This window comes from Cobetia sp. BL01, assembly GCF_056493605.1.
This window is the reverse complement of the sequence record NZ_JBVBEE010000008.1, coordinates 20,200-47,027: the sequence shown is the minus strand read 5'-3', so window position 1 is coordinate 47,027 and position 26,828 is coordinate 20,200. Positions and strand designations below refer to the sequence as shown.

General features: G+C 58.2%; 26 protein-coding genes. 21 read left to right on the top strand and 5 right to left on the bottom strand.

Features of this window, described 5'->3' with window-relative positions:
- Positions 1–18: 18 nt before the first annotated feature.
- Positions 19–459 (bottom strand): hypothetical protein, encoded by a 441-nt coding sequence (locus ACZYGA_RS13690; protein ID WP_084208978.1) that lies wholly within the window; start codon positions 457–459, stop codon positions 19–21.
- A gap of 318 nt (positions 460–777) precedes the next feature.
- Between ACZYGA_RS13690 and ACZYGA_RS13685 the strand changes: the two genes are divergently transcribed.
- The gene (locus ACZYGA_RS13685; protein WP_077372838.1) at positions 778–1,209 is read left to right on the top strand and encodes an OsmC family protein; all 432 of its coding nucleotides are present in this window, start codon (positions 778–780) and stop codon (positions 1,207–1,209) included.
- Positions 1,210–1,382: 173 nt separating this feature from the next.
- Here the strand turns inward: ACZYGA_RS13685 and ACZYGA_RS13680 are convergent, their stop codons facing one another.
- The 3 genes from ACZYGA_RS13680 to ACZYGA_RS13670 are packed head-to-tail and all read right to left on the bottom strand — an operon-like array spanning position 1,383 to position 3,773.
- Positions 1,383–2,405, bottom strand: a complete 1,023-nt coding sequence (locus tag ACZYGA_RS13680; RefSeq protein ID WP_077372841.1) for a YihY/virulence factor BrkB family protein — start codon at positions 2,403–2,405, stop codon at positions 1,383–1,385.
- Positions 2,406–2,442: 37 nt separating this feature from the next.
- On the bottom strand, positions 2,443–3,423 hold the full coding sequence (gene rarD / locus ACZYGA_RS13675; protein WP_479399402.1) for an EamA family transporter RarD: 981 nt from the start codon (positions 3,421–3,423) through the stop codon (positions 2,443–2,445).
- On the bottom strand, positions 3,420–3,773 hold the full coding sequence (locus ACZYGA_RS13670; protein ID WP_169477152.1) for a DUF1904 family protein: 354 nt from the start codon (positions 3,771–3,773) through the stop codon (positions 3,420–3,422). Before ACZYGA_RS13670 ends, rarD begins: the two co-directional genes overlap by 4 nt.
- Before the next feature lie 404 nt (positions 3,774–4,177).
- Here ACZYGA_RS13670 and ACZYGA_RS13665 point away from each other — a divergent pair, with 404 nt between their 5' ends.
- From ACZYGA_RS13665 to ACZYGA_RS13640, 6 genes are all read left to right on the top strand, one after another.
- Positions 4,178–5,071 (top strand): nitrilase family protein, encoded by an 894-nt coding sequence (locus tag ACZYGA_RS13665; RefSeq protein ID WP_479399400.1) that lies wholly within the window; start codon positions 4,178–4,180, stop codon positions 5,069–5,071.
- A complete protein-coding gene (locus ACZYGA_RS13660; RefSeq protein WP_176502660.1) occupies positions 5,071–5,772 on the top strand; it encodes a pseudouridine synthase in 702 nt (233 codons plus the stop codon). The genes ACZYGA_RS13665 and ACZYGA_RS13660 overlap by 1 nt, the downstream gene beginning before the upstream one ends.
- 293 nt (positions 5,773–6,065) lie before the next feature.
- Positions 6,066–7,055 (top strand): ABC transporter substrate-binding protein, encoded by a 990-nt coding sequence (locus tag ACZYGA_RS13655; RefSeq protein ID WP_240499552.1) that lies wholly within the window; start codon positions 6,066–6,068, stop codon positions 7,053–7,055.
- A gap of 332 nt (positions 7,056–7,387) precedes the next feature.
- A complete protein-coding gene (locus tag ACZYGA_RS13650) occupies positions 7,388–8,710 on the top strand; it encodes a dicarboxylate/amino acid:cation symporter (RefSeq protein ID WP_479399398.1) in 1,323 nt (440 codons plus the stop codon).
- A gap of 136 nt (positions 8,711–8,846) precedes the next feature.
- Positions 8,847–10,397, top strand: coding sequence for a cysteate racemase (gene cuyB, locus ACZYGA_RS13645; protein WP_479399397.1), 1,551 nt, complete (start codon positions 8,847–8,849; stop codon positions 10,395–10,397).
- A gap of 195 nt (positions 10,398–10,592) precedes the next feature.
- A complete protein-coding gene (locus ACZYGA_RS13640; RefSeq protein WP_479399445.1) occupies positions 10,593–11,516 on the top strand; it encodes a LysR substrate-binding domain-containing protein in 924 nt (307 codons plus the stop codon).
- Between the two features lie 104 nt (positions 11,517–11,620).
- On the opposite strand, the gene ACZYGA_RS13635 is transcribed toward ACZYGA_RS13640, so the two are convergent.
- Positions 11,621–11,974 (bottom strand): hypothetical protein, encoded by a 354-nt coding sequence (locus ACZYGA_RS13635; RefSeq protein ID WP_240499551.1) that lies wholly within the window; start codon positions 11,972–11,974, stop codon positions 11,621–11,623.
- Positions 11,975–12,728: 754 nt separating this feature from the next.
- Here ACZYGA_RS13635 and ACZYGA_RS13630 point away from each other — a divergent pair.
- The 14 genes from ACZYGA_RS13630 to ACZYGA_RS13565 all read left to right on the top strand — a co-directional run bounded on the left by ACZYGA_RS13630 (position 12,729) and on the right by ACZYGA_RS13565 (position 26,776).
- The gene (locus ACZYGA_RS13630; RefSeq protein ID WP_479399396.1) at positions 12,729–13,790 is read left to right on the top strand and encodes a tyrosine-type recombinase/integrase; all 1,062 of its coding nucleotides are present in this window, start codon (positions 12,729–12,731) and stop codon (positions 13,788–13,790) included.
- A 223-nt stretch (positions 13,791–14,013) separates the two neighbouring features.
- The gene (locus ACZYGA_RS13625) at positions 14,014–14,820 is read left to right on the top strand and encodes a GIY-YIG nuclease family protein (protein WP_479399394.1); all 807 of its coding nucleotides are present in this window, start codon (positions 14,014–14,016) and stop codon (positions 14,818–14,820) included.
- A gap of 52 nt (positions 14,821–14,872) precedes the next feature.
- Positions 14,873–15,244, top strand: a complete 372-nt coding sequence (locus tag ACZYGA_RS13620; RefSeq protein WP_479399392.1) for a site-specific integrase — start codon at positions 14,873–14,875, stop codon at positions 15,242–15,244.
- 27 nt (positions 15,245–15,271) lie between these two features.
- On the top strand, positions 15,272–16,249 hold the full coding sequence (locus tag ACZYGA_RS13615; RefSeq protein ID WP_479399391.1) for a DUF4917 family protein: 978 nt from the start codon (positions 15,272–15,274) through the stop codon (positions 16,247–16,249).
- A 23-nt stretch (positions 16,250–16,272) separates the two neighbouring features.
- Positions 16,273–16,845 (top strand): hypothetical protein, encoded by a 573-nt coding sequence (locus ACZYGA_RS13610; RefSeq protein ID WP_479399390.1) that lies wholly within the window; start codon positions 16,273–16,275, stop codon positions 16,843–16,845.
- Positions 16,846–17,709: 864 nt separating this feature from the next.
- The gene (locus tag ACZYGA_RS13605; protein WP_479399389.1) at positions 17,710–18,087 is read left to right on the top strand and encodes a hypothetical protein; all 378 of its coding nucleotides are present in this window, start codon (positions 17,710–17,712) and stop codon (positions 18,085–18,087) included.
- A 606-nt stretch (positions 18,088–18,693) separates the two neighbouring features.
- Positions 18,694–19,065 (top strand): conjugal transfer transcriptional regulator TraJ, encoded by a 372-nt coding sequence (gene traJ / locus ACZYGA_RS13600; protein ID WP_479399388.1) that lies wholly within the window; start codon positions 18,694–18,696, stop codon positions 19,063–19,065.
- Between the two features lie 34 nt (positions 19,066–19,099).
- Positions 19,100–20,881: a TraI/MobA(P) family conjugative relaxase gene (gene traI, locus ACZYGA_RS13595; RefSeq protein ID WP_479399387.1), complete on the top strand. Its 1,782-nt coding sequence runs from the start codon at positions 19,100–19,102 to the stop codon at positions 20,879–20,881.
- 286 nt (positions 20,882–21,167) lie between these two features.
- Positions 21,168–21,935, top strand: a complete 768-nt coding sequence (gene trbJ, locus ACZYGA_RS13590; RefSeq protein WP_479399385.1) for a P-type conjugative transfer protein TrbJ — start codon at positions 21,168–21,170, stop codon at positions 21,933–21,935.
- A gap of 10 nt (positions 21,936–21,945) precedes the next feature.
- Positions 21,946–22,176, top strand: coding sequence for an entry exclusion lipoprotein TrbK (gene trbK, locus ACZYGA_RS13585; protein WP_479399384.1), 231 nt, complete (start codon positions 21,946–21,948; stop codon positions 22,174–22,176).
- A 13-nt stretch (positions 22,177–22,189) separates the two neighbouring features.
- Positions 22,190–23,686, top strand: coding sequence for a P-type conjugative transfer protein TrbL (trbL, locus tag ACZYGA_RS13580; protein ID WP_479399382.1), 1,497 nt, complete (start codon positions 22,190–22,192; stop codon positions 23,684–23,686).
- Positions 23,687–23,698: 12 nt separating this feature from the next.
- The gene (locus ACZYGA_RS13575) at positions 23,699–23,965 is read left to right on the top strand and encodes a hypothetical protein (RefSeq protein ID WP_479399381.1); all 267 of its coding nucleotides are present in this window, start codon (positions 23,699–23,701) and stop codon (positions 23,963–23,965) included.
- 68 nt (positions 23,966–24,033) lie between these two features.
- Positions 24,034–24,234, top strand: a complete 201-nt coding sequence (locus ACZYGA_RS13570) for a hypothetical protein (RefSeq protein ID WP_479399380.1) — start codon at positions 24,034–24,036, stop codon at positions 24,232–24,234.
- Between the two features lie 151 nt (positions 24,235–24,385).
- Entirely contained in the window at positions 24,386–26,776 is a 2,391-nt protein-coding gene (locus tag ACZYGA_RS13565) for a DNA/RNA helicase domain-containing protein (RefSeq protein WP_479399378.1), read from the top strand.
- The last annotated feature ends 52 nt before the right edge of the window (positions 26,777–26,828 follow it).

Genomic DNA, 26,828 nt, shown 5'->3' with positions numbered 1-26,828 from the left:
AGGGCGCAGCCCGGGCGTTCACTTGCCGTCACATTGGGCAGTCTGCTTGCCGCCGGAAGGTGGGCAGCCGAACCAGTTCTCGGTCGGCTTGGCCTGGCCAGTATTGGCATGTCGCCCCCCCTGGCTTCCGATATCTCCGCCGTCGAGGCTCTTCTGTACCTGACGCTTGGCCTCATCCTTGGATTGCTGGCTGGCCTCGGGCTGCTGGTGCTGCTGGTAGTTCGCCCCATTGTCGCGGGAGTCCTCAGCGGTACGCGTGGAGTGGCTGGTGGTCGGCTCGCCGTTCGAGGAGTGCTGGGAGGCAGCGGCACCACTGACTCCCGTCTCGGTATTCATCTCGTCGAAGGCATAGGCCGGTGACAGGCTCAGGCAGCCCAGCATCACGGCGGCGATGCCGACACCGTAGCGCGTCTTGCGTGAAGCGCCTGCTCGGAAGGGGGAGGGGGTCGTGAATGACATGTCGAGTGCTCCTTTAGGGAAACGGCGTGGAGCATGGGCCAGGCCATTCCGTGAGCAAGTCAATGAGTGCTTGCTCGTTGTGCAAGAGACATCCAGCCGTTGCGCTGTACTGGACGCTGATGGAAGAGAGATCGGGGCAGATGACGAGAAATCAACTCTCGCTGACGTTCCTGCATCGCTGGCAGGTGAGGTGGCTGGCGTATCCGGTGGTCAGGGCGGTTATCTGGTGTCGGACCCTTGAAGTCGTCGCCTGGCATGACAATGTGATGGGGAGAGGGCAACGGCCCCCTGAGAGTTCACCCAGTCAAGGAGACACACATGACGATCAAGAAAACCGGTTCCGCGCATTGGGAAGGTAGCGTCAAGCAGGGTAAAGGTACCGTCAGCAGTGAAAGCGGTGCCCTCAAGGATCAGCCCTATGGTTTCAATACGCGTTTCGAAGACGGCGCGGGTACCAATCCTGAAGAGTTGATCGGCGCAGCACATGCCAGCTGCTTCTCCATGGCGCTGTCGATGATGCTGGGAGAGGCAGGCCATGAGCCGAGCGCCATCGATACCCGCGCGACCGTGCATCTGGACAAGGATGACAGCGGTTTCAGCGTCACCAGGATCGCACTGGTAACCAAGGCCAAGGTGCCGGGCATCAGTGACGCGGACTTCCAGGCGACCGCCGAGAAGGCCAAGGCCGGCTGCCCGATCTCCAAGCTGTTCACTGCCGAGATCACCCTTGAGGCGTCTCTCGACAGCTGAGACGCTCGCCAGCTGCCCTCGGCTCTTTTGGGTGAGGCAGCTGTCGCGTGAAGGCGCATCCCCTCAGCTGGGGGGGCGCCAATGAAAAAACCGCCCTGAGGGGCGGTTTTTTGCGTGGTATCTCTCTTTTTTTCTCTCTTTTTCCTAACTCTCTATCTCTCTTTCCATTCCGGTCAGCGTTCGTCGGGCCTTTTCGCGTCATCTGGCTCATCGGGTGGCAGTTCCTCTTCGCTGATCGCCCCGGCATGTTGCATGGCGTTGCGACGGGATTGCAGACGCGTCAGAGGGGTGCGGCTGGGCGTGCGGTACCAGCGGATGTTCTCGCGTGAGCATTGCTCGAGTTCCGCGATCACCTGAGCGCCAAGCAGCAGGATGATGGCGCCAACCTCCAGGCCCAGCAGCAACACGATCAAGGTGGCCAGCGAGCCATAGATGGCGCCCACGAAGGACAGGTGAGTGAAGTACCAGCTCAGCGCCAGACGTGTCAGCTCCCACAGGGTCGCCGCGACCAGCCCGCCGACCAGTGCACGGCGAGTGGAGACGCGTGTCTGGGGCAGGATCTTGTAGATGGCGCTGAACAGCCCGAACATGCCGACGATGCTGATCAGGTAGATCACTTCACTGCCCGCCTCGCCGAGGGTGACCTCGATACCGGTCAGCAGGGTCAGGGCATCATTCATCGCCGAGGCCAGTGCCACCAGCAGGGTCAGTGCCAGCAGGCCGGCCCCCAGCACCATCACGAAGGCATAGGGCAGCAGGGCCGAGATCCAGGCACTGCGTTTGCGAATCACCGGGTGCTGATGAAAGATCAGCGCGATGGCATCCTCCAGCATGCGAAAGGCCAGCCCGGCGAAGAACAGCAAGCCCCCCATCCCGATCCAGCTGATCACGTCACGGTTGTCCAGCAACTTGCGCACGGCATCCAGCAGCACGTCTTCCTGCCCGGGTCCCAGATGCTGGACCTGGATGGCGATGATGCTCATCAGACGTGACTCATCGACCAGATGCGTCAGCAATACGCAGCTCAGGGCGAACAACGGCACGCTGGAGAGCAGGATGTTGTAGCCCACCCCCCCCGCCAGCAGCACGCCACGATTGGCGATGAACTGGCCCAGCACCCGCCAGGCGAAAGCGATCAGGCGGGGGAGAAAGCGCAGCAGTCGCGCGCGCCAGGTATCGTCAGCCGTGTCCGGCATCAATGGCCTCCTGGAGAGTCGGTGGACTGGCAAGGCGTCACGAGGTGCCGCCCTTGAGTGCCCGTCGGCTGCGGCTTTCGGCGCGATGTGCCAGCAGGGTCGAGGTCGAATAGAGCGCCAGCCCTGACCAGATCAACACGAAGGTGAGCAGCATCGAGGGCTGCAAGGTCTCGTGGAATACCAGCAACGCGATGGCGAACTGCATGCTCGGATTGATGTACATCAGAAAGCCGACGGTGGCGAGGCGCAGGCGGCGTGCCGCGCCGGCAAAAGCCAGCAGCGGAAGCGCCGTCAGGATACCGCTGGACATCAGCAGCACGCTGGCGGGCAGCTCCAGCGGGCCGATGCCCGTGGCCAGAAAGCGTGACTCGCCTGTCTGCCACAGACCCGCGATCAACAGCAGGGCGAGGGGCGCCAGCATCAGCGTCTCAACGAACAGCCCCGACAGGCCATCCAGCGCGACACGCTTGCGCAGCAGCCCGTAGGTGCCGAAGGACAGCGCCAGCGAAAGGGTGATCCAGGGCAGCTCGGAGAGATTGAGAAACTGCAGGCTCAGGCCCAGCGCCGCCAGCCCCAGCGCCACGCCTTGCAGGCGAGTCAGGCGCTCCTTGAGCACCAGCATGCCCAGTGCCACGTTGACCAATGGCGTCAGGAAGTAGCCGAGGCTTGCCTGCAGCACTTCATGCTGTTCCACCGCGAAGATGTAGATCCCCCAGTTGGCCGCGATCAACAAGGCGCACGTCAGCCCCGGCCATAGTTGCCGTGGCCTGGACAATGCGCTGCGAATCGGTGACCAGCGCTTCAGCAGGCTGATCAGGAGGATGAGAAACACGCAGCTCCACAGGATGCGGTGCAGCAACACCTCCCAGGCGGGGATGCCGGAAAACAGCGCGAAGTACAGCGGAAAGCAGCCCCACATGGCATAGGCCGTCAGGCCGTAGCCGACCCCCTTGAGGCCTTCGCGACGGGCCAGGGCTGCCGCTTCATCGCTCTCGGGCGTGCTCTGCGCCTGGCTCATCGCGAGTCACTCTCGCCATCCTGAGCCAGTGGCTTGCCCGCGATGTAGTAGCCCGAGGGGCTCAGCGCGAGGAAGAAGGTCTCGGCCTCGGGGTAGCCGGCTTCGCGCATTGCCTGGTGGATGGCCTCGCCACAGACGTCACGGACCTGCTGGCCGCGTTCGAACCACAGCACCTCGACGAAGGGAAAGGCATCCACCGTCTGGCCGTCGAAGACATATTGCGTGCTGATGCACTCCAGCGTGAACTCATCGCGCGGCGTCGCCGTGGCCTCACTGAGCTGGTCGACAAGCGTGCGCGAGACGGGGGCGAGACGGGCGGGGGTAACGCCATGGAAGCGAAGCTGAGGCATGCAGGGCTCCTGGAGCACGAATGAGTGGGGGTGACAGCGCGCGTGGGCGACAGGCGGACCGAGGTCCATGCGCCGGGCTTCATCAGCCGGCGCTGACGGAGCCGGCATCAAGCCCCGCGCAACATCAGCATAAGGGGAAGCGATGGCCTGCGTCGCGCCTTCAGGCCGCGGCAGCATGTCGATGGTCAATATATCATCGGCGACTCATGCACACATCCGCTGGCTGAGCCGCGCGGAGTTGTCGGCCAGTTCCCGCATTGCCTCTCACATCTGAGCGCCACAGACGGTAGAATGGGCGCATTCATGCTCGCGATGGCATGCAGGCCTCACGCCCTCCATCACCCGCAAGGCGTGTCCCGGGAGGGCGGCATGAGGGCAAGATGACCGAGGATCAGGGAGACGGCATGACAGTGACGAATCCATCAGCAACGTGGGAAGACGCAGGCAAGTTGCGTGTCAGCCTGGTGCAGGCCGATCTGCGCTGGGAAGACCCGGCAGAGAACTGTCGCCTGCTGGGCGAGCAGCTGGACGCCGCTGGCCTGACGGCCGGCCCTGACGGCCACAATGCCCTGACCGACCTCATCGTGCTGCCCGAGATGTTCGCCACCGGCTTCACCATGAATTCCCGTGAGATGGCCGAGCCGATGGAGACCAGCGAGAGTGTCGCCTGGCTCAAGGCGCAGGCTGTCGCGCGCGGTTGCGTGATGACGGGCAGCATTGCGGTACTCGAGGGAGACGAGTGCTACAACCGCATGCTGTGGGCCACGCCGAGTGGTGAGCTGAGATATTACGACAAGCGCCATCTGTTTCGCATGGCAGGCGAGCATGAGCGTTATGGCATGGGCAATGAGCGGGTGATCGTCGAGCTCAATGGCTTCCGGATCCAGCTGTCCGTCTGCTATGACCTGCGCTTCCCGACCTGGCTGCGTCAACGCCCCGTGATTGGCGGCATGAGCGCGGCGGAGTGTGCCACCGGCAGCGCCTTCGAATATGACCTGCTGCTGTGCGTGGCCAATTGGCCGGGCGTACGGCGGCATCCGTGGCGCACCCTGCTTCAGGCACGCGCCATCGAGAATCTGGCCTATGTGGTGGGCGTCAACCGAGTGGGTGACGATGCCAACGGGCTGCACTATACCGGCGATTCCATGGTCTGCGATTTCAAGGGCGAGCCCATCCTCGACCCCGCGCCAGACCAATCCTTCATCGAGACGGTGACGCTTGAACGCGGCGCCCTCGACGAGTTTCGAACCAAGTTTCCGGCGTGGATGGACGCCGATCATTTCACTCTGGAGGCCTGATGCGCCTGGACAAATTCCTTACCGAAACCACGGATCTCAGCCGCAGCGATGCCAAGAAGGTCGTGCATCGCGGCGATGTCACCGTGGATGGTGAGGTAGTCAAGAACACCGCGCGTGCCGTCAAGGATGGCATGCGCGTCGAATGGAACGGCGAGCACCTGGAACTGATGGGCCTGCGCTATCTGATGCTCCACAAGCCGGCCAATGTCGAATGCACCACCAAGCCGGGCCTGTATGAGCGCGCGCACGACCTGATCGAGCTGCCCAATGTCGAGCGCCTGAGCATCGTCGGGCGTCTCGATGTCGACACCACCGGTCTGGTGTTGATGACGGATGACGGCCAGTGGAACCACCGCGTCACCTCACCCAAGAAAGCCTGTGCCAAGCGTTATCGCGTGACCCTGGCGCGCCCGCTGGAAGGGGATGAGCTGGCGCGTGCGGTGGAAGATTTCGAACACGGCCTGATGCTGGATGGCGAAGAGAAGCCGACGCGTCCGGCACGCCTCGAGATGGAAACGGCCACCGTGGGTCTGCTGTGGATCACCGAAGGCCGCTATCACCAGGTCAAGCGCATGTTCGCGGCCATCGGCAATCATGTCGAAGCCCTGCACCGTGAAGCCATCGGCGACGTGGAGCTGGACCCGGAGCTGGAACCCGGCGAATGTCGCTTCCTGCGTCCGGAAGAGGTCGCCAGCTTCTGATTGTCAGCGTCTGATTGTCAGCGTCTGACCATCAGCGCCATATCGTCATGAAAAGCCCCCGTCATTTTTCCTCAATGGCGGGGGCTTTTTCATGCGCGTCGTTGGCCGCTGAGCCTTGTATCGATCCAACGATCGCGCTTAAGGTAAGCGTTGTCTGCTCGTATTGTGATTTATTTGCGGGAAGTGCGTTTTGCAGAAGTGAAATTTATACTGAGATCGTCTTCAATCAAACGCTTGTTTCCAGTATTTTCATGACAATGGCGTCTCCATAACAACAACGAGGAAAATCCACTATGTCGTCCCCCTTCACCAAGTCCCACCTGATGAAACCCCTGCCGCTGCGCATGGCGCTGGCGGGCAGTGGCCTGCTGCTGGCGACCCTCTCGGCACCGGCAAGCGCCGCGGAAGATGCCAGTGTGGTATTCGCGGCACCGCCGTGGCCGGGCGTGACCATGAAGACCGAAATCGCCTCCGAGATCTTCGAGGCGCTGGGCTATTCCCCCACCACGCGTCAGCTGGGCGCGCAGATCACCTATGAGGGCATCTCGCTCGGGGAAGTGGATGTCTACCTGGCCGCCTGGCTGCCGGGGCAGAGCACCATGTACAACGCGGCGATGGAAAAAGGCGCCATGGTCGATCTGGGCAACAACGTGAACGGCGCGCGAGCCAATTTCGCCGTACCGCGTTATGTGGCCGAAGCCGGCGTCACCTCACTGAACGATGTCGACAAGCCGGAATTCGCCGACAAGTTCGACAAGACCATCTACTCCATCGAGATCGGCTCGGGCTCCAGCGAGATCGCCAACCGTGCCGTCGACGAAGACATCTATGGCCTGGGTGACTGGGACCTCAAGGAATCCTCCACCGCCGGCATGCTGGGGACGGTGGCCAATGCCATCAAGCGCGATGAGTGGGTCATGTTCGTCGGTTGGACCCCGCACTGGATGGGGGTCGAATACGACATGGTCTTCCTGGAGGACCCCAAAGACCTGTGGGGCCCGGGTGGCGGCGCCAGTGACGTGAAGACCCTGGCCAACAAGGCATGGTCGCAAGCGCATCCCAACGCCACCGTCTTCCTGGACCAGATCGCCTTCACCTCCGAGGAGCAGAGCGAGCTGATCTATGGCTTTGGCAAGGAAGAGCGCCCGCAGGAAGAGGTGGCTGGCACCTGGATGAAGGCCAATCCTGCCAAGGTCAAGGGCTGGCTGGAAGGGGTGACCACTCGAGATGGCGAACCCGCCTGGCCTGCCGTGCAGAAAGCGCTTGGCCTGCCGGACGCCTGACGTGTCGATTCCGAACCTGTCACTTCCGCCTGCACGGCTGAACACTCGGTCTTCAAACTCGGTCTTGAAACTCGGCGACACTGGATGACACAGTCTGCGTGCCTGTTGCCGCCGGCAATGTCTGATCAGAACCCCGCTCCTGGAGCGGGGTTCTTGCGTTTCTGGCACCTTCTCACTGCCCGTCGAGCCCCATCGCAGCATCGTCATGCAAATCTTGCATGGAAAATCAAAATAAAGAATTGGTCGGACCTGTTCGCGCTGTATCACCATGACCCCGCATTCTGCGTCGCCTCAACGCGCAGCAAACAACAATGACAAGCAGGGTTTACCTCATGGCTGATACTGATTCGTTCGCCGAGCGCGATTCGCGCACCCCCGGTCCCGTCGCGCGCTTGCTGTCCCCGTGGACAGGCTTGCCGCTCTGGAAACAGATCTTCATTGCACTGGTCGTAGGCCTTGGGTTGGGCATCCTGCTCAACCAGACCGGCCGCGCCGATATCGCCGCCGACATCAAGCCGCTGGGGGATCTGTTCATCCGCGCGATCAAGATGCTGATCGTGCCGCTGGTCTTCGTCTCGCTGGTCACCGGCGTGGCATCGCTCGACAACCTTTCCCGCCTGGGGCGACTGAGTCTCAAGACACTGGGGCTGTATCTGGGCATGACGGCGGTGGCGATCACCATCGGCCTGGGGCTGGCGGCTCTCTTCCAGCCGGGCGTGGGTATCGACCTGGGCAGCGCCGCCGGTGTCGAGGTGCGGGAAGCGCCGACCGCCGTCGAGACATTGCTTGGCCTGGTGCCGACCAATGCCGTCGAGGCCTTCGCCGAGGGCAATGTGCTGCAGATCATCGTCTTTGCGATCCTGTTCGGCCTCTCCATCACGCTGGTCGGGGAGAAGGCGCGTCCGGTGCGCGTGTTCTTCGAGTCCGCGGCGGAAATCATCTATCGAATGACCAGCATCGTCATCGCCTTCACGCCCTACGGTGTCTTCGCGCTGATGGCCTGGGTCGCCGGGACCTACGGGCTGGCGATGCTCGCGCCGCTGGCCAAGGTGATCGCCATCGTCTATCTGGGCTGCATCGTGCATGCCGTGGTGGTGTATGGCGGCCTGCTGCGCTTCGTCGCGCGCCTCAATCCCGTGCGTTATTTCCAGGGCAGTGTCGAGCCGATCATGCTCGCCTTCACCAGTACTTCAAGCTCCGGCACCTTGCCTGTGACCATGATGGCCGCCGAGCAGAATCTGGGCGTCAAGCGCAGCGTCTCGAGCTTCGTGCTGCCGCTGGGCGCGACCATCAACATGGATGGCACCGCGCTGTATCAGGGTGTCTGCGCGCTGTTCATCGCCCAGGCCTACGGTGTCGATCTGGGCATGACCGAGTACGTCACCATCATCATGACCGCCACCCTGGGCTCCATCGGCACGGCGGGCGTGCCGGGGGCGGGGCTGATCATGCTGTCGCTGGTGCTGACCTCCGTCGGCCTGCCGCTGGAAGGGGTTGCCATCATCGCCGGGATCGACCGTGTGCTCGACATGGCACGTACCGGGCTGAACGTGGCCGGCGACTGCGCCGTCAGCTGTCTGGTCGCCAAGAGCGAGAAGGCACTCGATGAAGAGGTCTTCAACACCCCGCACGTGATGCGTTCGACCTTGAGCTGAGCGTCGCGCTGATGGAGGGAAGTGGCCTTCACTTCCCACTGACCGGCAGCCAGGAGGCGCTGCCGGTCGTCCTTACCCAGGAATCTGTCGCCCTCAGGCCGACAGGCATGTCAAAGATGGTCAGGAGAATCGCGCCATGGAAGCGTCTGCCACACGGCTTTCTGTCAATCGGCTTTCTGCGGCTGGACTCGCTGCTGGCGGGCCCCGCAACGTGCCGGACACTGTCACCCGCTACGGTGTGGTCGGCGGGCTCGGAGCGCTGGGCAGCGCGGATGTATTGCTCAAGACCGTGCGTGCGGCCCAGTACTGCAAGCCCCCGCGCCGGGTGGACATCGCCTTCGAACAACGTCACTTCGAGGATGGCCCCGGCATCGCGGAAGAGGGCTATGACCCGCTGCGCCGCAAGTTCTACGTCTACAACGTGCTCAAGGACATGCAGGGCAAGGTCGAGAATGCGCTGGTGCCATGCTTTCTCTCGCATACCTTCCTGGCCGAGATCACCCCGGAAATCAGCGTGAACGTGGTGGATATCTTCGAGGCACTGCAGGACCGCATTCGCCGCGAGTACCCCGACGTTCGCAAGATCGGTGTGCTGACCTCAAGTTACGTGCGCGCCTCGGGCATCTTCACGCGCCGTCTGTCCGGGCCCGTATCCGAGCCCGTGTCCCGACCGGAAGGTGGCGAGCCCGGCGCGGAGCTCGAGGTGCTCTACCCGGAGGCGCGCGTGCAGCGTGAGGCGTTGATGGAGGCCATCTATGGCCCGACCGGCATCAAGAGCGGCCATCATGGCGGTGAATGTCTGCAGCAGCTGATGGAAGCCTGCGATGATCTCATTCGTCAGGGTGCGGAGATCATCGTGCCGGGCCTGAGCGAGATCCCGGTGATGATGGCCTCGCTGCAGCCCCTGATTCCGGTGCCGTTGCTGGATTCCAATCGAATCTACGCCGAGTACGCGCTGGGACATGATCGCGAGCAGGAAGGGCGACAGTTCAAGCTGGGCGTGCTGGGCGGCGTCGGACCCGCCGCGACGGTGGACTTCATGCGCAAGGTGGTGGGGCTGACACGCGCCGAGCGCGATCAGGATCACCTCAAGATGGTGGTGGAGCAGAATCCGCAGATACCCGATCGTACCGCCAATCTGATCGGCAACGGGGAAGACCCGAGCATCCCGATGCTCGCCACCTGTCAGCGACTGGAAGCGGACGGTGCCAATGCCATCGCGATTCCCTGCAATACCGCGCATGCCTTCGTGGCGCGTATCCAGCCCTATATCGGCATCCCGATCATCAACATGCTGACGGCGGTGGTTGATCATATCGCAGCGATGGAGACGCCGGTGGCGCGGGTCGGGCTGCTCGCGACCAGTGGCACCGTGGCTAGTCGGGTCTACCACGACATCCTCGAGGCCTCGGGGCGTGAGACGCTGGTGCCGGACGCCTCCCATCAGGCTTGCGTGATGGACGCCATCTACGGACAGCAGGGCGTCAAGGCGGGTCACACCTCAGGCGAATGCAGTCTGATGCTGGAAGCCGCCATCGAGCACCTGCTGGCCCAGGGGGCAGAGGTGGTCATTCTGGGCTGTACCGAACTGCCGCTGATCGAGTTGCCGATCGCGTTGCGTGAGCGCGTGGCCTTGCTGGACCCCTCGGAGATACTGGCTCGCCGCTGCATCGCCATGGCGCAATAGCCCGAAGACCTCGTGCCGAAGACCTCGTGCTAAAGACGTCGAGGTGGAGAATGTGGCGCTGTAAAAACAGCGAGGGAAACAGACAGCACTGACTACGCGGAAGGAAGGAAGGAATGAGGGCATGCAAGAGGACAGGAAGACCAGCCACGCTATACTGCGGCGCTACATGCCTCACTCCAGGAAATCGCCGTGGAAATGAACTGGCTGGAAGACTTCCTCACGCTGGCCGTCACGCGCAATTTCTCGCGCGCGGCTGAGTTGCGCAACGTGACTCAGCCGGCCTTCAGCCGCCGGATACGCAATCTGGAATACTGGGTGGGCGCGACCCTTATCGATCGCAGCCTGTTTCCGGTAGGGCTGACACCGGCCGGCGAGTCCTTCCAGCGGACGGCGCAGGATGCGCTCTCGGTCTTGCGGGTCGGGCGGGAAGAAGCACTGGGCTTCGTGCCCAAGATCGAAGAGGTGGTGTCGATCTCGGCCTCCCACACGCTGGCGGTCAGCTTCTTCGTCGACTGGCATGAACAACTCCAGACTCGACTGGGCAAGCTCAAGGCGCGTATCGTGCCGGACCACGTCGCCGGCTGTGTCGATGCGCTGATCAGCGGCAACTGTGATCTGATGCTCGCCTACAACAGCCCACTGCTGCCGACGCTCACCGACATGGTGCGCTATCCCTCCATCGTGCTGGAATCCGAGCGTCTGGTGCCGGTGAGTGCAGTGGATGAGGCAGGGCAGGCGTTGTTCTCGCTGGAAAGCGACACTCCGCAACCGTACCTCTGCTACTCCAGTGACAGCTATCTCGGGCGACTCACCGCGCTGATCCTCAATCGGGAATCCCTCTCGACACGCCTCAACTTCTGCTACGAATGCTCGATGTCAGACGTGCTCAAGCGCGGGGCCCTGGCCGGCAGCGGCATCGCCTGGGTACCGGAGCGCGCCGTACGGGATGAACTCAACGCCGGTCGCCTGCGCATCGTCGGGGATGAACGCCACACCGCTCCTCTGGATATCTGCCTGTTTCGGCATGCCGAGCACGAACAACAGGTCGCGGAGCGCATCTGGCAAGCCTGCCTGGACACGCAAGCCAGCCGCACAGCCACCTCCGCCACTCAAGGGTGACCTCTCGCCCATAACGCCAGTGGCGGTGAGCGTCATCCGCCCACCGCCACTGATCTTCGCTCTCATCCATCATCTCGCCAGGCTCGCGCAAGGGTATCGCAGACTCACGACAGACGCCGTGAATTGGCCGTCGTGCGCTTGTGCAGCGGCTTGATGAACTGCGTGCCCGTCGTCCACCACGGCACGACCTTGCCACCCGACATCGCGTTCATCCACGCCTTCTGCATCACGAACCACATCTCCCAGCTGGCGGCGATCTTCTCCGACACCATCTTCTGGTTCTCCGCGATCATCTTCGGATCCAGCGGCGACTGCGTCCCCCACAACTGCGTGCGCGACATGATGGTCGACATCGCCGTCGACCACATCTCCACCGATGTCGTCCCCAGCTTCCAGACATCGAACATCGCAGCAGGTGTCGTCGGGACCAACTCAGACCAGGCAGGTTGTTGAGTCATTGTGCTCTCCACGTAAAGGAACCTCATGACAGTCTTACGCCTGTTGATGCTGCAGTGCAACATTAGTTTTTTATATACCTGAATGTGAGCGTGAAGCAGAGCCTCCCTTATCACCACTTTCTCTATAAATCAGTAAGTTAGCGGTAGGTGATGGGGAGGAAAGCCGGAATTTTCCGTGCCTGGACGGAAATTTCCCATGGGGCTGGGGAAAGTGGATTTTGGGGTTTGTTGGCAATGTCTTACGTAGGCGTATGAATTACCTGAAGATCGATATCAGTTCAGTCAGATAGGGCGTGTAAGCGTTGGCGAATGAGGCGGAAATTTCCGGTATGAATTTGAGAGCTATAGAGGGGAGGGCGCGGCGAGACGCATTGGTATCGAGCTGAGTGTCTCGTTAATGCGACGCAGGGTGGTGTAGGGCTGAAAATCGATTCTCAGGGCCTGCCTAGATCCGTTATTATTAGCTTTCTTGATATTTCCTATATGCACATTTGTTTTTAGATCAGCCCGAGCAGGATACTCGGGCTGGGAAAGTCACCAGACGGAGCTCGCCCCAGAGGTAAGCGCCGTGCGGTAGCCGTGCTAAAAGTAGAAGGTTAGTTGATCTTGGGACTCATAATCCCTTGGTCGCAGGTTCAAGTCCTGCTGGGCCCACCATGAAAATCAGCTACTTAAGAATTCTCTTTGGTGAGTCCCATAGTCCAAGGGTACAGTTTCGGTACAGTGCCGATCCTTCAGCCCCCTGGAGACTTTCATGGCCACCATCGTCAAGACCCCCGCCGGAAGCTGGAAAGCCGTCATCCGCAAGACTGGCTGGCCCACCACCGCCAAGACCTTTCGCACCAAGCGTGATGCCCAGGACTGGGCACGTCGCACCGAAGACGAGATGGTGCGCGGCGTCTACATCCAGCGCAGTGCATCGGAGCGCATGACGCTCGAAGCCGCGCTCAAGCGCTACCTCGCCGACGTTACCCCTACCAAGAAGCCCAGCACCCAGAAGAGCGAGCGCCACAAGGCAAACACGCTGACCGAACACCTGGGCAAGTACTCCCTCGCGGCCCTGACGCCGGAGCTGATCGCCAACTTCCGTGACACCCGCCTGAACAGTATTGGCCATCGTGGCCAGCCTATCAGCCCCAACACGGTGCGCCTGGAGCTTGCCTTGCTGGGCCATCTCTACACCGTGGCCATCCAGGAATGGGGCCTCGGCTTGACCTACAACCCCGTTCAGAACATTCGCAAACCCAGCCCTGGAGAAGGCCGCGACCGGCGCTTGAGCGCCGACGAGGAGAAGCGCCTGTTTGCCGTGCTGCGACAGCACAGCAACCCCATGCTGGTCTGGATCGCCAGAATCGCCCTGGAGACGGGTATGCGCTCCTCAGAGATCCTGACCCTCACTCGCTCTCAGGTCGACGTGAAACGTCGCGTGGTGCGCCTCACGGACACCAAAAACTACGAAGCTCGCCTGGTGCCGCTGACCCAGGCCGCTACCGAGGTGTTCAAGCAGGCGCTGAACAATCCGGTGCGCCCGCTCGACTGCGACCTGGTGTTCTTTGGCGAGCCTGGAAAGGATGGCAAGCGCGGCCCCTACGCCTACACCAAGCTCTGGAACCAGGCGAAGAAACAAGCCAGGCTCGATGACTTCCGCTTTCATGACCTACGCCATGAAGCCGTCAGCCGCCTGGTAGAGGCGGGGCTATCCGACCAGGAGGTCGCCGCGATCAGTGGACATAAATCCATGCAGATGCTGAGGCGGTATACACATTTGAGAGCGGAGGATTTAGTCGCCAAGCTGGATAGGATTAGTGAAATATAGTTCAAGACCGAAAAAAATATAGCCCTTTTGTTTGAAAGATGATGACAATGTCGCGAAATTTTAGCGGTTTGGGGGTGAGTGCATTATTAGTTAGTGGGTGGTTATATTGCTTTTTTTGTTTAATGTCAGTGCTTTATGTTGAGTCAAAATGGAGTTGCCAGTATGCTGCGTATTGTTAGTATGATATGAATTTGTTTCATGTTTCTTTGGTTGAGGTGTTGTGGTGGAATATGTTTATATCCTGAAGAATCAGTCTTATCTTCCATATGTGCTTAAAATCGGGAGGACTAAAAATTCTCCGGTAATACGGGCCAAGCAGATTTATTGGAACGCTACGGGTGTGCCGGAGCACTTTGAACTGGTTTATGTTTGTCAGGTTCCGGACTGTGTTGTCGCAGAGGATGCAATCCATAAGGTTCTTTCTTCATATAGGAAAAACGGAAGCAGAGAGTTTTTTCACATTCCAGTTAAGGTTGCTAAGAATGCATTATGGTCGGTATGTGAAAACTTGTTTGGTTCCGCAGCAGTGGAAGTGGTGATTGATGAAGAAGTAAGCGGCGCTGATGTTAAAAAAGAAAGCAGTGTAAAAAGGCATCTTAAAAAAGAGGGTGGTGGTAGGCTTGTTTCTTGTTCTATAGATGAGATAAGTGAGTCGCCTATAGGGACCAGCGTGATTGATGATGGTCAAAAAGCAAGAATTGCAGTGATTAATGAGGTTTTCAAAGAGGTTTTTCCTATATCTTTGGATGAGATGGGCGAGTCTTTCTCCCGTGACAAAGAGCCTGAAAGAGAGATTAAGGTATGGGAGCACATGGCTAAAGCATATATGAAAGTAGCAACTGATGAGTTGCTTAGCTATGAATTTAAGAAAGAAGCCTACCACCTATTGCTATTCAGGTCGATGGAGTATAAGTCGGAGGTGTTAAAAAGAATAAAAGGGGAGGTTATAAGCAGGCGAGTAGCTAAAAAGATATTAGATGCTTACGAGCTTAAGCCAAAGCCTTTGTCCGTGAGGAGGGGGGAGAAGTAATTATAACTGAATTCACGGGCAGCTAATGGCATAGCCTCCTTGTCTAAAACTTGTGAACAACGAAGCCCGCCTGGTACCGCTGACCCAGGCGGCTACCGAAGTATTCAAGCAGGCGCTGAACAATCCGGTGCGCCCGCTCGACTGCGACCTGGTGTTCTTCGGTGAGCCTGGAAAGGATGGAAAGCGCGCCCCCTACGCCTACACCAAGCTCTGGAACCAGGCGAAGAAGCAGGCCAGGCTCGATGACTTTCGCTTTCATGATCTACGCCATGAGGCCGTCAGCCGCTTGGTAGAGGCGGGGCTATCCGACCAGGAGGTCGCCGCGATCAGTGGCCACAAGTCAATGCAGATGCTGAGGCGGTATACGCATCTTCGGGCGGAGGATTTGGTTGCGAAACTGGATAGTATGGGTAGCACTTCATAACCGCTGTTATATCTAGGGAGGTCAATCGTGCAGACTTTTCAAGAAGCTATAGACTCCATTGATGAAGGCTCTAAGCCATCAGTTCTTCTCGCGAATGGTTTTTCGCAAGCTTGGAATGCCCAGATTTTCAACTACGAAAGCTTGCTACAAGCGGCTGACTTTCGTGATCGCGATGCAGTAATTCGATCTCTGTTTGAAAGCTTGGAGACTTTTGATTTTGAGGCGGTATCGAAATACCTAACAGCAGCCGAAACAGTGTTGAACGTATATGGTTCAGATAGCCCTCTAATCGAAAGAATTATTTCTGATAGAGAGGTGCTTAAAAACTCTTTGATAAATGCAATATCATATACTCATCCTGATTTGCCGAGAGACATAACTGATGAGCAGTATGTGGCTGTGAGAACGTTTTTGTCTCAATTTAACCAGATATTCTCAATTAACTACGATCTTTTGTTTTATTGGGCAAGGAACAAGAGGGGCTTGGCGCCTGAGAATTATAGTACAGATGATGGGTTTCGTGCTCAGCGTCGTTGGGAAGGTAATGGGACGGACCAAGAAGTGCACTTTTTGCACGGCGGGCTTCATATTTACGATACGGGTCGTTACATTAAAAAGCATGCTTGCACCGATGAGGGTGTCACAATCATCGAGCAAGTGAGAGAAAATTTAGAGCATGGAAATTTCCCGTTATTCGTTTCTGAGCCTACACATGAAAAAAAGAAGCAGCGCATAGATCATAATCCATACCTCAGTTATTGCTTGCAAGCTTTAGGTGATTTAAGGGGGAGTTTGTTTATTTATGGCCACTCAATGGATGAAAATGACAAGCATATATTTAATAAAGTGAAGGAAAGTCGAGTCTCAAAAGTATTTGTAAGCATCTACGGCGACGAAGACACAGCGGCCAATATGCGAACAAAAGCTAATGCTGTAGCATTCCTTCAAGGGGGTGGTAAATCTGTTGAATTCTATCAAGCAGAGTCAGCCCCAGTATGGGAATAACAAATTCTGAAAGAGGCTTAACGATGGATATTGAAAAGCGACCTTGGTATATCGTAGTTACGCTCACCTTCGTTATGAGTATCGCAACCGCGATCGGAACTTCGGCTTCTTCTTATCTGTTTCTAGGTGTGAAGATGAGAGAGGAAGCCGAGAAGGCGGCAGTGGAGCGACGAGCTCAAGGTGCGCAACTCGCCTGCGAAAAGCTCTTGGCCAGCGCATCTTTGGCAGCAGAGATCGATTTTAGTGCCGACAGAGGCTATCCAAATGCCATCCGTGCCAGTGATATTGCTTCAGGAAAAGCAATACCTGGACAGCTCGCTGTCCCGGAGGCCCAAATCATTGCCGAACAGCTGGCGTTCGAGAAGCGAGCCTCTGAGTTAATCCCATTCTTGGATGAACCGGAGGCGGAATTTTTGAACCGCACGACGCTTCATCACTATGTTGTTACAAGGCTACGAACAAGCGATGTGCCACCTGAACAGCGTCTTCCGCCGGGTGAACGCTCGTTTGATGCAAACACAGAACTCGCTGGAATCCGAGCAGGTGCTGCTGAGCTTGCCGCTGCTTACAGGGCAAAATGCACCGAACATCGTTGATTTTTAGGCTGGTGCCGTTTTAAAACATGTTTTTGAGCTATTTGATGTAATTAAGAATAAAAAATTTTTTTAGACATTATCTTAAGTAAGCGTCTAGGTAGAGATTAAAGGGTGAATGATGGGATATGTAGTATGTTGTAGTAGCATACAATATACTACATCGGCTTTAGGGTGATCATCTCGCAGCGACGTATAGAAAAAATTTAGCGGCTAAAGTTTCTTCTTCCTTTCTGGTTTGACCTCAGTGCTGCGCTATTCAATGCCATCTTTTCATGCCTAGCATTCCTCATGCTGGACACATTTCTCCATGGGATCAGGTGGCTAAAGGGTTGTGGTTATAAAAATTGCCCCTCAAGTGTCAATGAAATGAAGTGTATTGACCAATCCCCGTGCGCGAGGCGATTCGTCTAGCGTAATCATTGACATTTGAGGGGCGGGATGCCCTGGCTAATGCTTAAGTTTTTATATACGGCCTTGGCGGTTTTGTTTTAATTATGGTTAGTGCTTCTGGAAAGTATAGGTGAACTTTTAAAGAAAAGTGTAGCTATACTTTTTCTCATAAAAACAAATGGTTGAAAGTATTCCTAAGATGGCGTAGATATTAAAAATGAAATCTTGCTTTGCGTTATCTGGAGATGTTTATGACAACCGAAGAGCAGTTGCTTGAGCGTTATGGTCCTCTACTTTCACTAACCGATTTGTCGGAATTGTTGAAGCGTAGCCCCGATGGTCTCCGAATATCTTTGCAGAGCCAGTCAGAGTTTGCTGTGAAATGGAATGCCGCCAAGAGGAAGGTTGGAAGGCGTGTCTATTTCCGTGCAACTGACGTTGCTGGGCTGATTGACGAGTCCTGAGGGGGAAACTGTGGACGATACCGCCATCATCCGTCGTCGGGTGCGCTCAAATTTCACGACGCTCAACAATGAGTTGATTCGAGATCGACGAATTTCCTGGAAAGCCTTGGGCATTCTGGTGTTCGTGCTTTCTCTGCCCGATAACTGGCAGCTCAGGCTATCCCACCTTTCAAAAGAGAAGGAGGTTGGCTCTGGTCGAGATGCTACGAGAGCGGGGCTTAAAGAACTTCAGCAGGCGGGATATCTGTGCATTCAGCGAGAGCGTGGTGAATGTGGAAAGTTCGTGCGCACTACATGGTTAGTCACTGACCGACCAGGCGACTTTGAGCTTGATCCACCACGTTCGGATTTTCCGAATACGGGTAATCCAACTCCGGATAGTCCGTAGTCCGAAAATCCAACACTACTAAGTAAAGAGGCTACAAAGTACTAAGCCTAGCAAGTACTTAGGTAGTAAGTAGATGAACGGCATTCGCCGTGTTCTTCACGCCAAGGAAGAAAGGCCAACCACGTCAATTGACATGCAGTAAGCCAGTGAGGTGGAAGAAATGGTCTGCGTGGCAGCGATGTTGACACTTGAGGGGCATCGCCTCTGATTCATTGACATTTGAGGGGCGGTGCGGAAACCGCGAGGAAAGCTGTGTATTTGAATGTGGAAAGCGCAAGGGTTCCGCTATGGTGAAATCGCTGTTAGATCGCTGGTTTACCGCTTCTGGGGCGCTGCTTTATCGCTGTAAGTGTCGGCTTCATAAGGTTTTGCGCCGATATGTCACGGATGCACAGAAAAAAACAGATCCGTGCAACGAAATGCAGAGAAATAGCGATGCTTTGCACATGGCGTACCTACAAAAATCAACGCTGAAGTGCGGGCAGGATGTGTGAAGTAGTCCCACCCCGCAAGCGTGGTGTTCCTCTTCACTGGTCCTTATTCGCACCTGCGGTGCTCAACGGAAATCCTGCTCTGCAAGGCATGGAATCTGAGATAGGAGCTGGCATGAGTGAGAAGCAAAGGGTGACACGGAAGAACAGCACGCCGCTCAAGGTGTACTGCCTTCCGGAAGAGAGAGAAATGATTGAATCCAATGCCAAGCAGGCAGGGCTAAGCGTTGCCTGTTATCTGCGGGAAGTGGGGCAGGGCTATCAGGTCAATGGTGTTATGGACTACGAGTATGTCCGCGAGCTGGTTCGTGTCAATGGTGACTTGGGCCGTTTGGGTGGATTACTGAAGCTTTGGCTGACAGATGACGTGAGAACGGCTCACTTCGGGACGGATACCATCCTTAGCCTGCTCGGAAGGATCGAATCCACTCAGGAGGAAATGAGTCAGGTGTTGAAATCCGTGGTGCAGCCAAGGGCCAGATCGTGATTTTTTTAGCCGCTAAAATGTGTGGCTGGCACTGATGATCGCCAAACACGTCCCCATGCGCTCCCTGGGCAAGTCAGACTTTGCTGGTCTGGTGAACTACATCGCCGACGAGCAAAGCAAGGAGCACCGTCTTGGCGCGGTACGGCTGACCAACTGCGAGGCGTATTCGGTACAGGATGCCGTCAGCGAGGTACTAGCGACCCAGTTCGCCAATACCCGAGCGAAGAGCGACAAGACCTATCACTTGATTGTCAGCTTCCGGGCCGGGGAACCGGTTGAGGCTGATACCCTGGTGGCCATCGAGGAACGTATTTGCCAGGGGCTGGGCTTTGGAGAGCATCAGCGCATCAGTGCCGTGCATAACGATACCGATAACCTGCATATCCATATCGCCGTCAACAAGATCCACCCGACGCGCAACATCATCCACGAACCCTACTACCCACACCAGACGCTGGCCGAGCTGTGCGAGGTCATGGAACGGGACTATGGGTTGCTGCAGGACAACCACATGCCGCGCCGACGCGGGGCCGAGTCGCGAGCCGCCGACATGGAGCGTCATGCCGGTATTGAAAGCCTGATCGGTTGGATCAAGCGCGAGTGCCTGGACGAGATCAAAACCGCGCAGTCCTGGGCCGAGCTACACCAGGTCATGCGTGACAACGGCTTGGAACTCCGGGCGCGGGGGAATGGGCTGGTTGTCGTGGCCGGTGATGATGCCGTGGTCAAAGCGAGCACCCTGGGGCGGGATTTCTCCAAGCCGAAACTGGAGGCCCGTTTCGGCCCGTTCGAGCCTGACCAGGCGCAGCAGGCCAAACCCCGCCGCCAGTACCGCAAAGACCCGGTACGGCTGCGCGTAAACACTACTGAGCTTTACGCCCGCTTCAAATCAGAACAGCAGAGCGCCGCAGCCAATAAGACGGCGGCCCTGGACAAAGCCCGGCGGCAGAAAGACCGCCGGATTGAGAATGCCAAGAAGAAGGGCAAGGCCCGGCGGGCGGCCATCAAGCTCACCAGCGGCAGGCTGACCAAGAAGGTGCTGTATGCGCAGGCCAGCAGCGCCCTGAAAGCCGACATTGACGCGATCCAGAAGCAGTACCGCGAGGAACGCCAGACGATCCATGAAGCCCACGGGCGCCGCACATGGGCCGACTGGCTCAAACGGGAAGCCCTGCAGGGCGATATCGAGGCCCTAGCCGCGTTGCGAGCCAGGGAGGCCGCCCAGGGCCTCAAGGGCAACACCTTGAAGGGTGAGGGACAGGCGAAGCCCGGCCATGCGCCGGTGATCGACAACATCACCAAGAAGGGCACCATCATTTACCGGGCCGGAGCCAGCGCCGTGCGCGACGATGGCGACCGGCTCCAGGTCTCCAGGGAGTCCGACCAGGCAGGCATCCAGAACGCGCTAAGAATGGCGATGGAACGCTACGGTGAGCGCATCACCGTGAACGGTTCGCCCGAGTTCAAAGCGCGGGTGATCCTGGCGGCAGTGGATGGACAGTTGCCTATCCGGTTTGCGGACGCCGGGCTGGAACGTCGCCGCCAAGCCCTGGCGAACGGCGAGAACACCGCCCCGGCCAAGACCCGAAGCAAACGCGCGGGAGTGCCGCCCATCGGTCAGCCGCCACCCCTGGTGCGCCGGAACCGGCTGCAATCGCTGTCCCAGGCCGATGTGCTTCACCTTGAGGGACAAACGGGCAAGACTCCGACACCGCCCCCACGGGGGCCGAGCGAGCAAGAGCGCCGCAAAGCCAAGTTACGGGCAGAGATGGACGCCAAGAGGGCAAAAAGACAGCAAAAGGGACGCTCACAATAGCGCTTTCCCTTTGGAAGGCGGCAACAAACAGTAGATGCGATTAACCCTTGGGAAGCCTAACCGTTCCCCAGGACAATGACACCGATGTTCAACAACCATTGGCCGCGCGTTCTGACGGTGTCGCGCAGGTCGGACGCCGGGATAGTAAGTGACGAGCTATCTCTGTAGAGGTCCACACTTCACCGCTGGGTTCTCCGGCAGGGGTAGTGGCTCGCAATCTTCATGAGCGAGCCGCTACAGGTTGGTGAGTGCAACTTAGTCACGATGAAGCTAAGAGCACTCAATCATGAGAAGAGAAAGAATTTTAGCGGCTAAAATTCCTGTCGCGGTCATGTCCTTGGCGTTAACCGCTTCCATGCCTGCCCAAGCGGGCATCCCTGTCGTCGACGGTACCAACCTGCAGCAAAACGTTATGACGGCGATGGAGTCCGTCTCTCAGACTCTTAAGCAGATCGAGCAGTATCAAACGCAGTTGCAGCAGTATGAAAACCAGTTGCAAAACACCATGGCTCCAGCGGCCTATATCTGGGACAGGGCACAATCCACGATTAATGATCTGATCCAAGCCACCAATACGCTTCAGCATTACCAGAACCAGCTCGGCAGCCTCGATGCCTACCTGGGCAAGTTCCAGGACGTAGCGTATTACCGGAGTTCCCCCTGCTTCAATGGCGGCGGTTGCACGGATGCCGAACGTGCAGCGATGGATGAAAACCGTCGCCTGGCGTCTGCATCGCAAAAAGCGGCCAACGATGCGCTCTTCCGCGGGCTGGATCAGCAACAGGATAACCTGGTGTCTGATGCTCGACGGCTTGAGCGTTTGCAATCCGCCGCCCAGGGCGCGGATGGCCAGCTTGCCGCCATTGGTTACGCCAACCAGCTCGCCAGTAACCAAGCCAACCAACTCCTGCAAATTCGCAGCTTGCTGATTGCTCAGCAGAACGCTGAAGCCGCCCGTCTCGCTGCCGAACTGGATGCAAACGCCAGAGGGGAAGCGCGGGAACGGCAGATGCGTACCTGGAATTACCAACCTAGCGCAGCAGATCGCTATTAAGGAGGCCGCGATGAAGAAGATCATCCCACTTGTGGCAGCTGTTGCCTTGGTAGGTTGTGAGCAGGAAACGGTACCAGAGGCGAGTGCGATCACGTGCGCGCCAGTTGTCTTTCAGCAGACTATCAGCGAGCTAAGCCGAGAATCGAACCGAAAAGCCTTTACTGAAGCCTGCCGGTCGTTCGAGAAGGCCCAACGCATGCGGGAATGGGAGTTTGAACCCAGCTCCCCCGACAGATATTGAGGGAGGGCGTCGCATGAAACGATTCGTTCTTGGTGGTTTGGGCGTGATGGCCGTCATCATGCTGTCCGATACCGCAATGGCTCAGGAGCTATCCAGCAGCAACATCATGGATGATGTGTTGGACCGCTTTCATTCCGCGGCATCAACGTGGGGGCCTGCCATAGAAGCGGCCGCCAGTCGGTTGTTCTGGACCCTGGTAGTGATCTCGATGGTCTGGACGTTCGGCATGATGGCGCTGCGCAAGGCCGACATTGGTGAGTTCTTTGCCGAGCTTGTGCGTTTCACCATCTTTACAGGATTTTTCTGGTGGTTGCTGACGAACTCAACTCAGGGCATGAACATCGCGGGAACCATCGTACAGTCATTGCAAACCCTTGGGGCACAAGCCGGTGGCCTTTCCAACAGTAACCTGGGGCCTTCCAGCATCCTCGATATCGGCTTTGAACTGTACGACCAGACGGTGAAAGCTACGTCAGAGTTGAGCTGGAAACAGTTTGCCACTGCGTTGGTGATGGAAGGTATGGCCTTGGCCGTATTGCTGGTGTTGGCGATCATTTCCGTCAACCTGCTCCTGCTGCTAGCCGCTAGTTGGATACTGCTTTATGCGGGAGTGTTTTTCCTGGGGTTTGGCGGTTCCCGTTGGACATCAGACATGGCGATCAACTATTACAAGGCCATTCTCGGCATAGCGGCTCAGTTGATGGCAATGGTACTCCTGGTCGCCATCGGTAGGGAGTTCATTACTCACTACTACTCGCAGATGAGCGAGAACATGGCGTCCCAGGAGTTGGTCGTGATGTTGGTCGTCTCGGTGATCCTGCTATTTCTGGTTAACAAGATTCCACCGATGTTTTCCGGCCTGGTGTCGGGTGGCAGCGTGGGAGCAATGGGCATCGGGTCATTTGGTGCCGGTGCTGCGGTAGGAGCAGCCATGACAGCGGCAGGTATGGCCCTCACGGCGGGCAAGATGGCTGGGAGCGCGATGTTGGGCGGTGCGGCGAATGCAGTAGGTGGCGGGTCAGCCATCAAGGCTGCCTTCGAGAAGGTCCAGTCCAATATGTCGGGGTCAGGAGCCGACATGCCGAGCTTTGGCACTGGAGGTGACAGCAGGGGTGGTGGGATTGGCAGTAGCTCCACCGGAGATGAAGCTGGTACCGGTGACACCCCATTTGCGCAGGCGGCTGGTTTCGCTGGTTCTGGCTCCCGATCTGGTGGCGATAGCGGATTCAAGCGAGCAGTATCCTTGGGAGCGGGAACGGCTGGCGAGCTAGCTAAAGGGGTTGGGTCGAAGATGGCTGGGAAGTTCCAGGGCAAGGTTGATCAAACCGCTGGGGGCCGCATGGCGTCCTCGATCCGCGCGAGCATGGAGCCGGAAGAGGATAGTGAGGTCGCGGAAGCGGATGATTCTGCTCCCTCATTCGACAGTGACAGCCTGGGCGGTAGTGAGCACCAGCAGGACCGTAGCGACGAGATCGCTCGCTTTGTGAACCGTGGCCAGCAGGACACCTAAGGAGACCTCACGATGAAACAACGCCATTTTATGGTAGCCCTGGATATGCTCCACGACGGGCGGGAGGCCTACACAGAAGCCGCTTTCGTACCTGCTGTCGAGCTATCGCTCGAGGGAGAGAGGAACCTTGGGGCAGAGATTGCCGCTTTCGTGAACCGTCCGGCCCACTCGGGCCGCGAGGAGGCACCACGCAGCACGCACACTAGCAACGATGTGGAAGCTGGAACCGGAAGAACCCCGTTTTCAGAGGCGGCGGGATTTTCCGATACTGGCTTCTGACATTATGGGAGTCATTGACCAGCGATAGCTCAGGCGGCCAATGGCCGCCTTTCCGCAAGGAGGGGGACATGGGCGAACAATCACGCCGACAAGAGCGTAAAGAGCTGGAAGGCAAGACCGTCGAGCAGGCCGGCGAGGCGCACGCAGAAAGCGGGGAGCCGGCGGTTCGGTGGCTGACTTCCGAAGAGCTGGACGAACTGCGGCGAGATATGAAAGAAGCATCTGCTTGGGCGCGGGCTGAACTGAAACGTCGAAAAACAGATAGTTAGGCTGGGCACCGAAGCCCGTATGCACAGAGCCAAACTCTCTCAGCCTTTTAGTTCTGATCTGTGCTGTGGCAGCCGCTAGCGTGCATAATTGTCAAATGCATTCATGCTAAAAACCTATAACTAACTGACCGAAAAGGGAACTTTTGAGGGTATGCTGGTCTACAACGCCACCAAGCAGCAGTTCATCGACGATGTACGAGCCAACGTCATCACCGACGCCATCGAGAACGAGGTGGCACGCAGGCTGAACCGCAACTCGCCGCGCAGTGAGGTGACGTCGTGGGAGAACTCCCTGCGCTTCATGATGAGCGCGCTGCTGGACGAGGCGATTCCTGCGTCGGCGGGGGTGGCCATCGAATACAACATCCCGCTGACCAATCGCCGCGTGGACTTCATCCTGACCGGCAAGAACCACCAGCGGGACGATGCGGCGGTTATCGTGGAACTGAAACAGTGGCAGTCCGTCGAGGTGACGAAGAAGGACGCCATCGTGCGCACCCAGCTGGGCGGCGGCGTGCGCGAGACCAACCATCCGTCGTATCAGGCGTGGTCCTATGGCGCGCTGATCGAGGACTACAACGAGACGGTACGCTCTGAGTCGATCCGCCTGGTGCCCTGCGCCTACCTGCACAACATGAAGCAGGGGGACGCCATCAATGATCCCTTCTACGAGCACCACACGCGCCGTGCGCCGGTCTTCATCTCGCAGGATGCCTTGAAGCTCTCGGAATTCCTCAGCCAGCACATCAAGTACGGCGACAGCAACGACATCATGTATCGCATCGAGCACGGTGTGATCAAACCGAGCAAGAACCTGGCGGATGCCCTGGCCTCGATGATGCAGGGCAACGCCGAGTTCCTGATGATCGACGACCAGAAGCTGGTCTATGAAACTGCCATCGATCTTGCGCATCGTGCGGCCAGCGGGAGCAAACAGTGCCTGATCGTCAAAGGCGGACCGGGCACCGGCAAGTCGGTGGTGGCCATCAACCTGCTGGTGGAGCTGACGAAGCGTGAGATGATGACGCAGTACGTCTCGCGTAACTCGGCCCCGCGTGAGGTCTTCAAGAAGAAGCTGACCGGCACGCGCAAGAAGACGCATATCGACAACTTGTTCAAGGGCTCGGGCAGCTACGTCAATGCCGAGCCGGATACCTTCCATACCCTGATCGTCGACGAGGCGCACCGCCTGAACGAGAAGTCGGGCATGTATCAGAACCTGGGCGAGAGCCAGATCAAAGAGGTGATCGGCGCGTCACGCTTCTCGATCTTCTTCATCGATGAAGCGCAGCGCGTGACGCTGAAGGACGTCGGTACGGTCGAGGAGATCCGGCGGCGGGCAGCCGAGGGCGGCGCCGATGTCCACGAACTTGAGCTGGCGTCACAGTTTCGCTGCAACGGCTCGGATGGCTATCTGGCATGGCTCGATCATGCCCTTCAGATTCGCACCACGGCCAACACTGACCTGGAAGATATCGACTACGACTTTCAGGTGTTCGATGACCCGAGTGCCCTGCGTCGGGCGATTCTTGAGAAGAACCGCAAGGCCAACAAGGCACGCATGGTGGCCGGCTACTGCTGGCCCTGGGCCAGCAAGAGGGATAAGCACGCCATGGACATCGTGTTTCCCGAACATGGCTTCGCCGCCCAGTGGAACCTCGATGACGACGGCATGCTGTGGGCGATCGCAGATGGATCAGCAGAGCAGGTCGGCTGCATCCACACCTGCCAGGGGCTCGAGTTCGACTACGTTGGCGTCATCATCGGCGACGACTTCGTGATTCGTGACGGCCGCGTGGTGACGGACGCGGCCAAGCGGGCAGGGCAGGACCGCTCGGTGCATGGCTACAAGAAACTGCTCAAGGAGCAGCCCGAGCATGCCCGTGCCCTGGCGGACCAGATCATCAAGAACACCTATCGCACGCTGATGACACGGGGCCAGAAGGGTTGTTATATCTATGCCACGGACCCCGAGACCAGAGAATACTTCGCGGCCTTCGCTCGTTCGCAGGCAGCCACCGAGCATACCGATCTGGCTGAAGAGGCCGAGACGCTGGATGGCTTGCATCTTCCCATCGTGACGCGTGATGAGGTCGTGCCGTTCGAGCGCCATGTGCCCGTGTACGACCTGAGCATCGCTGCCGGCGAGTTCAGCGAGATGCAGATCGCCGACGCTGAACACTGGGTCGAGCTGCCGGACTTCATGCGTGCGAGCCCCGACCTGTTCGTCAGCCGGGTAGTGGGGGAGTCGATGAACCGGCGCATCCCCAATGGCGCCTGGTGCCTGTTCCGTGCCAACCCCGGTGGCACGCGGCAAGGCAAGGTCGTCGTGGTGCAGCATCGCGCCATCGAGGACCCGGACCACGGCGGAAGCTTCACGGTGAAGCTGTATCAGAGCGAGAAGGTCGAGGAGTACGGCGAGTTCGTGAACCAGCGCATCGTGCTGAAGCCCCAGACCAACGCCTTCGGTTACAAGGACATCGTGCTCGAGGACGAGCTTGAGGATCTGAAGGTCATCGGCGAATTCCTCTCCGTGCTGTGAGCGAGTGGGCGGCCGGATCGCCGCCTATGCCGATGCTGGCTGGATAGCGAGC